General features: G+C 65.3%; 8 protein-coding genes. 2 read left to right on the top strand and 6 right to left on the bottom strand.

Features of this window, described 5'->3' with window-relative positions; all coding sequences use genetic code 11:
- Nucleotides 1-100: 100 nt before the first annotated feature.
- From cobA to PMI38_RS18760, 5 genes are all read right to left on the bottom strand, one after another.
- Nucleotides 101-844, bottom strand: a complete 744-nt coding sequence (gene cobA, locus PMI38_RS18780; RefSeq protein WP_008097212.1) for a uroporphyrinogen-III C-methyltransferase — start codon at nucleotides 842-844, stop codon at nucleotides 101-103.
- Nucleotides 845-872: 28 nt separating this feature from the next.
- Nucleotides 873-2,540, bottom strand: a complete 1,668-nt coding sequence (locus PMI38_RS18775) for a bifunctional protein-serine/threonine kinase/phosphatase (protein WP_008097210.1) — start codon at nucleotides 2,538-2,540, stop codon at nucleotides 873-875.
- Nucleotides 2,541-2,549: 9 nt separating this feature from the next.
- Nucleotides 2,550-3,761, bottom strand: a complete 1,212-nt coding sequence (locus PMI38_RS18770; RefSeq protein ID WP_008097207.1) for a nitrate/nitrite transporter — start codon at nucleotides 3,759-3,761, stop codon at nucleotides 2,550-2,552.
- Nucleotides 3,762-3,969: 208 nt separating this feature from the next.
- The gene (locus tag PMI38_RS18765; protein ID WP_008097205.1) at nucleotides 3,970-4,545 is read right to left on the bottom strand and encodes an ANTAR domain-containing response regulator; all 576 of its coding nucleotides are present in this window, start codon (nucleotides 4,543-4,545) and stop codon (nucleotides 3,970-3,972) included.
- 11 nt (nucleotides 4,546-4,556) lie between these two features.
- Nucleotides 4,557-5,759: a CmpA/NrtA family ABC transporter substrate-binding protein gene (locus PMI38_RS18760; RefSeq protein ID WP_008097203.1), complete on the bottom strand. Its 1,203-nt coding sequence runs from the start codon at nucleotides 5,757-5,759 to the stop codon at nucleotides 4,557-4,559.
- 127 nt (nucleotides 5,760-5,886) lie between these two features.
- On the opposite strand from PMI38_RS18760, the gene PMI38_RS18755 reads away from it, so the two are divergent.
- On the top strand, nucleotides 5,887-6,912 hold the full coding sequence (locus PMI38_RS18755; protein ID WP_008097200.1) for a quinone-dependent dihydroorotate dehydrogenase: 1,026 nt from the start codon (nucleotides 5,887-5,889) through the stop codon (nucleotides 6,910-6,912).
- A 97-nt stretch (nucleotides 6,913-7,009) separates the two neighbouring features.
- Here the strand turns inward: PMI38_RS18755 and rmf are convergent, their stop codons facing one another.
- Entirely contained in the window at nucleotides 7,010-7,225 is a 216-nt protein-coding gene (gene rmf / locus PMI38_RS26720; RefSeq protein WP_003248687.1) for a ribosome modulation factor, read from the bottom strand.
- 563 nt (nucleotides 7,226-7,788) lie between these two features.
- Between rmf and rlmKL the strand changes: the two genes are divergently transcribed.
- Nucleotides 7,789-9,981 (top strand): bifunctional 23S rRNA (guanine(2069)-N(7))-methyltransferase RlmK/23S rRNA (guanine(2445)-N(2))-methyltransferase RlmL, encoded by a 2,193-nt coding sequence (gene rlmKL, locus PMI38_RS18750; protein ID WP_008097199.1) that lies wholly within the window; start codon nucleotides 7,789-7,791, stop codon nucleotides 9,979-9,981.
- The last annotated feature ends 29 nt before the right edge of the window (nucleotides 9,982-10,010 follow it).

Here is a 10,010-nt window from a genome sequence, read left to right as displayed (position 1 = left end):
GCCGCCAAGCCGGCTCCCACATGTACCCCATTGCCCTCAGGCTGAGTGGATTACCTGTGGGAGCCGGCTTGCCGGCGATAGGGCCCGAGCAGCCGAAGCACTATCCAGCAACAGCCATCCCCTCAAGCACCATCCGCTCCCCAGCTACCACCTCGCCAATCACCAGAATCGCCGGGCTGCGCAATCCAAACGCCCGTGCATCCTCCAGCATCGCTCGCACATCGCTCCTGCATTCGCGCTGCCCAGGCAGCGACGCATTTTCGATCATCGCCACCGACGTACCCGGCGCCATGCCGCCCTCCAGCAGCCCTTGGCGGATCTGCGCCAACCGCGCCACGCCCATGTACACCACCAACGTGGTCCCGCCTTGAGCCAACGCGGCCCAGTTCAGCTCGCTGTCATCCTGAGTGTGCGCAGTGACCAGTGTCACCCCGCGGCTGACCCCGCGCGAGGTCAGCGAGATGCCGCACCGGGTCGCCCCGGCCAGGCCGGCGGTGATGCCGTTGACCACCTCCACCTCGATGCCATGCCCCTGCAGCCACGCCGCCTCTTCACCGCCACGGCCGAAGATGCAGGGGTCGCCACCCTTGAGCCGCACGACGCAGCGCCCCTGGCGCGCATGGCGCAGCATCAGGCGCTGGATGAAGGCCTGGGGCGTTGAACGGCAGCCACCACGCTTGCCCACGGCAATCACCTGAGCTTTGGGGCAGTGCTCCAGTACGGCGGGGTTGACCAGGTCGTCGATCATCACCACCTGTGCCTGCTGCAAGGCGCGCACGGCCTTCAGGGTCAGCAATTCAGGATCACCGGGGCCTGCACCGACCAGCCAGACTTTCGCGTTCATCAGGGTTTTCCTCATCGGCATGCGCTGTTCAGCCCTTCAGCAGGCTGAGCAGCAGAATCAGGTTGAGTAACAGAGACAACAGGGCCAAGGTGCGCCAGACCTTGAGCGGCTCACGTTCGAGCAGTGGTCGAGGGTGGCTGGCAGGCGCCTGGCGGTCGCCGCGTTCGAGCAACAGCAACCATTGCTCGGCTGTTTCGAAGCGCTGTGCGGGGTCGGCTGCCACGGCTTGTTGCAGATTGTGTTGAAGCCATTCCGGCAAGTCAGGCCGGTAGCGCGAGGCATTCACCGGCTGGCCAAAGCGCGGGCGCTGGAAGGCTTCGACTTCACCGTAGGGGTAATGCCCGGTCAGCAGCCGATAGAGCGTCACACCCGCCGCATAGAGGTCTTGTCGGGGGCTTGGCGGCAGGCCTTCGAAGGCTTCTGGCGCAAGATACGAGGGCGTGCCGGGCAGCGTGTGCGGGGTCTCGGTGGACAGCCCCGGGCAGTACGCCAGGCCGAAGTCCAGCAGGCGCAACTGACCGTCTTCGCCCAGGTGCAGGTTCTCGGGCTTGATGTCGCGGTGCAGCAGGTTGCGCCGGTGCAGCACGCCGACGGCCTGCAGCAGTTGGCGCGCCACCTCCAGCCATTGGGCCAGAGGCAGTGGGCCGTGTTCGCCGAGCTGGGCGGCGAGGGTGTGCCCGCTGTGTTCACGCATGACGTAGTAAAGGTGCTGGCGCTGGCTGGCTGCATGCAGCTCGGGGAAGTGGCGGCCGGCGACCCGACGCAGGAACCATTCTTCGAGCAACAAGGCTTGGGCCGCGCCCGGCTCATGCTCACGTTCTGCGGGCAAAGTCTTCAGCAACCACGGCTGGCCTTGGCTGTCGCGAACCCGGTAGAGCAGCGACTGGCGGCTGTGTGCCAGGCGCGTGTCGACCTGCCAGCCATCCAGCGCCTGGCCATCGCGCAGCGGGCCGGGCAGTGGCCACTGCTGCAGCTGCACCAAGGTGTCGCCCAGGTTGGCCGGGCCCAATTGCTCGACCCGTACCAACAAGGCGCTGGCATTATCCTGGCTGCCATTGAGGTGGGCGCTGGCAACCAAGGTGTCGGCAGCCAGCTGCAGGTCGGGCTGATCACGCAGCACGGCCTGGATGTGCGGGTCGCCCAGGCTGGCCCAGACGCCATCGCTGAGCAGCAGGTAGCACTCGCCCGCCTGCAGCTCACCGTCGAGGTAATCGACCAGCAGGTGCTGGTCCAGTCCCAGCGCACGTTTGAGCACGTGCTGCATGCCGGGCTGGTCCCACACGTGGTCCTCGCTCAGGCACTGCAGGCGGTCGTTGTGCCAGCGATAAACGCGGCAGTCACCGACATGCGCCAGGGTGAAGCGGCGCCCGCGCAGCACCAGGGCGCTGAGGGTGGTCAGCAGCGGCTGGCTGCCCTGGGCGCGCAGCCAGCGATTCTGGGCTAGCAACAGGCGATCCAGGGCTTGCGCCACGCCCCAGGTGGCAGGTGTGGCGTAGTAGTCCATGGCCAGCGCCTGCAGGCTGGCGCGGGCTGCCAGGCCGCCGTCGGCGCACTGGCTGACGCCGTCGGCGAGGGCGAACAGATAGCCCTTGCTGGCGGCCAGTTCCGGCGCCGGCGTCACCAGACGCAGGGCGTCCTGGTTCTCCTCACGCGGGCCGGTGGCGCTGGCTTGGGCGAAACTCAGCTGCAGGCTCATTGGCGTGCCTCAGACGCGTGCCGCAGTAACCGCTGCCGAGCCCCAGGTGGTGCGCCAGCGCTGCTTGACCCCATGCAACCCGAACCAGGCCAGCAGGCCGAGGCTGGCGAACAACCACAGGCCCATTTGATAGTCACCGGTATGTTGCTTGATGGTGCCAAGGCCCGCGGCGAGCAGGAAACCACCGATGCCACCGGCCATGCCGATCAGTCCGGTCATCACCCCGATTTCCTGGCGAAAGCGCTGCGGCACCAGCTGGAATACCGCGCCGTTACCGGCGCCCAGACCGAGCATGGCGCTGACGAACAGGGCCAGGGCAGCGGCGGCGCTCGGCAGGTTGAAACCGACGGCGGCGATGCAGATGGCCGCTACGCTGTACATGCCCAGCAGGGTGCGGATACCGCCAAAGCGGTCGGCCAGGGCGCCGCCGAGCGGGCGCATCAGGCTGCCGGCGAAGACGCAGGCGGCGGTGTAGTAGCCGGCGGTGATCGGGCTCAGGCCGTACTGATCGCTGAAGTAGCCGGGCAGGGCGCTGGCCAGGCCGATGAAGCCGCCGAAGGTGACGCTGTAGAAGAACATGAACCACCAGCTGTCACGATCGCCCAGGGCCTTGAGGTAATCGGCCATGGCTTTGGGTTTGGGCCGCTGCGGGGCATTGCGCGCGAGCAGGGCGAACAGCACCAGGGTCAGCAGCAGCGGGATCACGGCAAAGCCGAACACATTGTTCCAGCCGAACGCTGCGGCCAGCACCGGGGCCAGCAGGGCCGCGAAGACGGTGCCGGAGTTGCCCGCGCCGGCGATGCCCATGGCTTTGCCTTGGTGCTGAGGCGGATACCATTGCGAGGCGAGCGGCAGGGAAACGGCAAACGAAGCGCCGGCGACGCCCAGGAAGACGCCAAGCAGCAGCGCTTGCTCATAACTGTGCACGCCCAGGTACCAGGCGCCGGCCAGCGCAACGATGACGATCACCTGGCCGATCAGCCCGGCGGTCTTGGGTGAAAGACGGTCTACCAGCAGGCCCATGACAAAGCGCAGCACGGCACCCGCGAGAATCGGCGTGGCCACCATCAAGCCGCGTTGCTGAGTACTGAGCTGCAGGTCGGTGGCAATCTGCACCGCCAGGGGGCCAAGCAGGTACCAGACCATGAAGCTCAGGTCGAAATACAGGAACGCGGCGAACAGCGTGGGCACATGCCCGGATTTCCAGAAGCTGGTACTCATCGAACACCTCACTCGGCAATGCAACGGAAACAAAAAGACGCCGCTACCCGGTCCACTGGCGTGGAGGGGAGAGCGACGTCTTTGTCGGGATTACGTGGGGCAACCGCCGTTGGCTACCGGTGGATTATCTTCAGCAAGAGATGGGCCAACTCATCAATCTGCACTGGCTCTTGTGGGAGCCGGCTTGCCGGCGATAGGGCCTGCAGCCCTAGCCCAGCATCTCGTGCATGGCAATGATCTGCTCGGCCACCTGGATCAGCTTCTGCTGCCGGCTCATGGCCTGGCGACGCATCAGGGTGTAGGCCTGTTCTTCGTTGCAATCCTTCATTTTCATCAGCAAGCCCTTGGCCTGTTCGATGCGCTTGCGCTCGGCCATTTGCTGGTCGCGCGCCAGCAGCTGGGCCTTGAGGGCCTGGTCGCTCTCGAAGCGGGCCATGGCGACATCGAGGATCGGCTGCAGCCTGGCAGCGTGAATGCCTTCGACGATGTACGCACTGACGCCTGCCTGGATCGCCTGGCGCATCACCGCCGGGTCATGCTCGTCGGTAAACAGCACGATGGGCCGTGGCTGGTCACGGCTGACCATCACCACTTGTTCCATCACATCGCGGTCGGGTGACTCGGTATCGATCAGCACCACGTCCGGCCGCACCGTTTCGACGCAGGCGGGCAGGTCGATGGTCAGGTCTGGCGCTTCGATCACTTCGAAGCCGGCTTCGCTCAAAGCCGCCTTGAGGCGGCCGATCTTCTTCTGGGTATCTTCGATCAGCAGGATGCGCAGCATGGTGATGGCCCTCACAAACCGACGCGGGTATGGGGCGCATCGCCCAGGGCATGCAGGCGAAAGCTGCGGGCATAGCCGTGCGGGTTGCTGCCGTCCCAGCGGCTGCCGTCGATCAGCAGGCTGCTGCGCATGGGCTGGGCGGGGCAGGGCACGCCGAGCGCTTCGGCGGCGTCGCGGTACAACGCCAGTTGCTGGACCTGGCGGGCTACGCCGAGGTAGTCGGGGTCGTCGCGCAGCAAGCCCCAGCGGCGGAACTGGGTCATGAACCACATGCCGTCGGACAGGTAGGGCAGGTTGGCGCGGCCCTGGTCGAACAGGTGCAGGGGGTGCGTGTCCTGCCACTGGTTGCCGAGGCCGTCCTGGTAGGCGCCGAGCAAGCGCGGTTCGATGTTTTCCACGGGTGTATCCAGGTAAGCGCGGCCACCAAGCAGCTGCGCGGTGCTGCGGCGGTTCTCCTGGCTCTGCTCGATGAAGCGGCTGGCGGCGAGGACGGCCTTGACCAGTGCCCGGGCGCTGTTGGGGTACTGCTCGACGAATGTGCGGGCACAGGCCAGTACCTTCTCTGGGTGATCGGGCCAGATCGACTGGCTGGTGGCCAGGGTGAAGCCCTGGCCCTGCGCCACCGCCGCGGCGGCCCAGGGTTCGCCGACGCAGAAACCGTCGATGCGGCCGGCCTGAATGTGCGCAGCCATCTGGGCGGGTGGCACCACCACGCTGTCGACATCGTGCAAGGGGTGAATGCCCTGGCTGGCCAGCCAGTAGTACAACCACATGGCATGGGTGCCGGTGGGGAAGGTCTGGGCGAAGGTCAGGCGTGCGCCATGCTGGTGCACCAGGCGCGCCAGTGCCTCGGGGCTGGTCACGCCTTTGCGCTGCAGGGCCGGGGACAGGTTGAGTGCCTGGGCGTTCTGGTTCAGGCCCATGAGCACGGCCATGTCGTTGGCCGGCACGCCGCCGATGCCCAGGTGCACCGCGTAGACCAGGCCGTACAGGCAATGGGCGGCATCCAGCTCGCCACTGGCCAGCTTGTCGCGCAAGCCAGCCCACGAGCCCTGGCGCTTGAGGTTCAAGGTCAGGCCGTGTTGTTGGGCGAAGCCTTGGGTGGCGGCAACCACCACCGATGCGCAGTCGGTCAGGGCCATGAAGCCGATGTCGAGGCTGGGTTTTTCCGGCGTGTCGCTGCCGTTGACCCATGCCAGGGCTGATGTATTCACGAAGATCCTCGCCTGTACTGAATAGGCAGTGTGCAGGCGATGTTGCAACGCATGTGCCAAGGCCCTGTCATGGCGAGCGCGTGCTGGCTATAATCGCCCCCTCACTCACCCCGAGTCTTGCCCGCCCATGTATACCCTGGCCCGCCAGCTGCTGTTCAAGCTTTCCCCGGAAACCTCCCATGACCTGTCCCTGGACCTGATCGGCGCCGGTGGCCGCCTCGGGCTCAACGGCGCGTTGTGCAAGCAGCCAGCGGCGTTGCCGGTGACGGTGATGGGTTTGAACTTCGCCAACCCGGTGGGCCTGGCCGCGGGCCTGGACAAGAATGGTGCGGCCATCGATGGCTTTGCCCAGCTGGGCTTCGGCTTCGTCGAAATCGGCACCGTGACGCCGCGCCCGCAACCGGGCAACCCCAAGCCGCGCTTGTTCCGCCTGCCGGAAGCGACAGCGATCATCAACCGCATGGGCTTCAACAACCTGGGCGTCGATCATCTGCTGCAGCGGGTACGGGCCTCGCGTTACGACGGCGTGCTGGGCATCAACATCGGCAAGAACTTCGACACCCCGGTCGAGCGCGCGGTCGACGATTACCTGATCTGCCTGAACAAGGTGTACACCGAGGCCAGCTACATCACCGTCAACATCAGCTCGCCGAATACCCCGGGCCTGCGCAGCCTTCAGTTCGGCGATTCGCTCAAGCAACTGCTCGATGCGCTGGCCGAGCGCCGTGAACAGTTGGCCGGCGAGCATGGCAAGCGTGTGCCCCTGGCGATCAAGATCGCGCCGGACATGAGCGATGAAGAAACCGCGCTGGTGGCGGCAACGCTGGTGGAATCGGGCATGGATGCGGTGATCGCCACTAACACCACGATGGGCCGTGAAGGCGTCGAAAGCCTGCCGCATGGTGGTGAAGCGGGTGGCTTGTCGGGTGCGCCGGTGCTGGAAAAGAGCACCCACATCGTCAAGGTGCTGGCCGGTGAGCTGGGCGGCAAAATGCCGATCATCGCCGCCGGCGGCATCACCGAAGGGCAGCATGCGGCACAGAAAATCGCTGCAGGGGCGAGCCTGGTGCAGATTTACTCTGGCTTCATCTACAAGGGGCCGGCGCTGATTCGTGAGGCGGTGGATGCCATCGCCGCCATGCCGCGGGTATAAAACACAGGCATAAAAAAGGGCCCCATCTAGGGGCCCCTGGGCCGTAGCCCGCCGCCCGGATGGGGCGTGCATGGTAACTCGAATTCAGTGTCCTCGATCAGCCAACGGCGTGATTTTCGTTGAGTCTATGGATGCCAGCGGTGCCAGTCATTCCGTCCCAGTTATCACCGCGACCTTCGCGCCAGCCGTTAATCCAGGCTTGGCGAACTGAAGGAAGATTGAAGGGGCAAAGTTCGCGGGATTTGCCGGTGACCCCGTATTGGTAGCCACGTGAATATGCTCTTTCCAACGGATCACGCTTAAGTCTTCTCATAGGGTGTTGCCCTCACTTGTTGACTGTAATGTCCCGTCGGCCTCTCCGAGGCCGGGCAGAGTCTTTCTGCCGGTGTGCGCCCGCTGCCGGCGTGGCGGGCTGAAGGTGCCGCCTCATTGCGAAGCGGCCTGAGACCAGTTCTAACGAATGCGGGTCACGGTGTGAATGATCGATTTGTCATAAGCACGTAACGTTTCCTAGGGTGAAGGGATAAGTAAATAAATGCGACTCAACCTTGTTTGGCGTTGAGCCCGCTGTGATCGGCGTTTGCTGATCCTTGACGTCATTTCGCCAGCGTGGCGCAGTGATGAAAGAAATATTTAGTAATGCGACGAAGGGTCACATCGGCCCCCACATCGATAGAAATTATTCGTACTGCCTGATGATCTAAGCTGTTTTTGCCAGCCGGCGAGCAGCAGATCGATCAGGCGGCCTGGCCAGCCGACTGCGTTGATGCAGTCGGCGAAGGCCACTCGAACGCTTGCTGGAAGGGCGTTCGGGCAAACATCGGCGAAGCGATGCGTCGCCTCGTCAGTCAAATAGCCCAAGGCGCTGGAATCCTCATGTCGGACCGTTTCGAACTCTATCTCACCTGCCCCAAAGGCCTGGAAGGCCTGCTTGCCGAAGAGGCCAAGGGCCTCGGCCTGGACGAAGTGCGTGAGCACACCTCGGCCATTCGCGGCACCGCCGACATGGAAACTGCCTACCGCCTGTGCCTCTGGTCGCGTTTGGCCAACCGCGTGTTGCTGGTGCTCAAGCGCTTCTCCATGAAAAACGCCGACGACCTGTACGACGGCGTGAACGCGGTCGACTGGGCCGATCACCTGGCCGCCGACGGCACCTTGGCGGTGGAGTTCAGCGGTCATGGTTCGGGCATCGACAACACCCACTTCGGCGCACTCAAGGTCAAGGATGCGATCGTCGACAAACTGCGCAACCGTGAGGGCCTGCGCCCGTCGGTGGAGAAGGTCGATCCGGACGTGCGGGTACACCTGCGCCTGGACCGGGGCGAGGCGATTCTGTCCCTTGACCTCTCCGGCCACAGCTTGCATCAGCGTGGTTACCGCCTGCAGCAAGGCGCCGCGCCGCTGAAGGAAAACCTGGCGGCGGCCGTGCTGATCCGCGCCGGCTGGCCACGCATCGCCGCCGAGGGCGGCGCGTTGGCCGACCCGATGTGCGGTGTGGGTACCTTCCTGGTCGAAGCGGCGATGATCGCCGCCGACATCGCCCCCAACCTCAAGCGCGAGCGCTGGGGCTTCAGCGCCTGGCTGGGCCATGTCCCGGCCACCTGGCGCAAGGTCCATGAGGAGGGGCAGGCCCGTGCCCAGGCGGGGCTGGCCAAGCCGCCGCTGTGGATTCGCGGCTACGAAGCCGACCCACGGCTGATCCAGCCGGGGCGCAACAACGTCGAGCGCGCAGGCCTCGGTGACTGGATCAAGATCTACCAGGGCGAGGTCGCCAGCTTCGAGCCGCGTCCAGACCAGAACCAGAAAGGCCTGGTCATCAGCAACCCGCCGTATGGCGAGCGCCTGGGCGACGAAGCCAGCTTGCTGTACCTCTACCAGAACCTCGGCGAGCGCCTGCGTCAGGCGTGCATGGGCTGGGAAGCGGCGGTATTCACCGGCGCCCCGGAACTGGGCAAGCGCATGGGCCTGCGCAGCCACAAGCAATACGCATTCTGGAACGGCGCGCTGCCCTGCAAGCTGCTGCTGTTCAAGGTGCAACCCGACCAGTTCGTCACCGGCGAGCGCCGCGAGGCCCAGGGCGACAACGGCGAATCCGGCCGTCCGGTGGCGGTGGCCAGCGAGCCGGCACGCTTGTCGGAAGGGGCGCAGATGTTCGCCAACCGTCTGCAGAAGAACCTCAAGCAGCTGGGCAAGTGGGCGCGCCGTGAACAGGTCGACTGCTACCGCCTGTACGATGCCGACATGCCCGAGTACGCCCTGGCGGTCGATCTCTATCAGGAATGGGTGCACGTGCAGGAATACGCCGCGCCGCGTTCGATCGACCCGGAAAAGGCCCAGGCGCGCCTGCTCGACGCCCTGGCGGCGATTCCCCAGGCACTGGGCATCGATCCGCAGCGCGTGGTGCTCAAGCGCCGCGAGCGGCAGAGCGGCACCCGTCAATACGAGCGTCAGGCCACCGAGGGGCGTTTCCTGGAGGTCAAGGAAGGCGGCGTGAAGTTGCTGGTGAACCTCACCGACTACCTCGACACCGGGCTGTTCCTCGATCACCGCCCAATGCGCATGCGCATCCAGCGCGAGGCCGAGGGCAAGCGCTTCCTCAACCTGTTCTGCTACACCGCCACGGCCACCGTGCATGCCGCCAAGGGGGGCGCGCGCAGCACCACCAGCGTCGACTTGTCGAAGACCTACCTGGACTGGGCACGTCGCAACCTGGCGCTGAACGGCTTCTCCGAGCGCAACCGCCTGGAGCAGAGCGATGTCATGGCCTGGCTGGAAGGCAACCGCGACAGCTATGACCTGATCTTCATCGACCCGCCGACCTTCTCCAACTCCAAGCGCATGGAAGGCGTGTTCGACGTACAGCGCGACCACGTGCAGCTGCTCGACCTGGCCATGGCGCGCCTGGCGCCGGGTGGCGCGCTGTATTTCTCCAACAACTTCCGCAAGTTCCAGCTCGACGAGCACCTGGCTGCGCGGTATGTGGTGGAAGAAATCAGCGCACAGACCCTGGACCCGGACTTCGCCCGTAACAGCCGCATTCACCGGGCCTGGCGCCTGCAACTGCGCTGAAACGACAGGCGATATTGCATAGCTAATGG

Source organism: Pseudomonas sp. GM84, from assembly GCF_000282535.1.
Lineage (GTDB): Bacteria > Pseudomonadota > Gammaproteobacteria > Pseudomonadales > Pseudomonadaceae > Aquipseudomonas.
Note: the sequence above shows the minus strand (reverse complement) of the source record. Positions and strands in the feature narration are given on the sequence as shown.

What these genes read in the sequence shown, in the direction of transcription:
- PMI38_RS18755 (WP_008097200.1), top strand. Translation starts at nt 5,887, where the DNA reads ATGTATACCCTGGCCCGCCAGCTGCTGTTCAAGCTTTCCCCGGAAACC.
- cobA (WP_008097212.1), bottom strand. Translation starts at nt 844, where the DNA reads ATGAACGCGAAAGTCTGGCTGGTCGGTGCAGGCCCCGGTGATCCTGAA.
- PMI38_RS18765 (WP_008097205.1), bottom strand. Translation starts at nt 4,545, where the DNA reads ATGCTGCGCATCCTGCTGATCGAAGATACCCAGAAGAAGATCGGCCGC.
- PMI38_RS18775 (WP_008097210.1), bottom strand. Translation starts at nt 2,540, where the DNA reads ATGAGCCTGCAGCTGAGTTTCGCCCAAGCCAGCGCCACCGGCCCGCGT.
- rlmKL (WP_008097199.1), top strand. Translation starts at nt 7,789, where the DNA reads ATGTCGGACCGTTTCGAACTCTATCTCACCTGCCCCAAAGGCCTGGAA.
- PMI38_RS18770 (WP_008097207.1), bottom strand. Translation starts at nt 3,761, where the DNA reads ATGAGTACCAGCTTCTGGAAATCCGGGCATGTGCCCACGCTGTTCGCC.
- rmf (WP_003248687.1), bottom strand. Translation starts at nt 7,225, where the DNA reads ATGAGAAGACTTAAGCGTGATCCGTTGGAAAGAGCATATTCACGTGGC.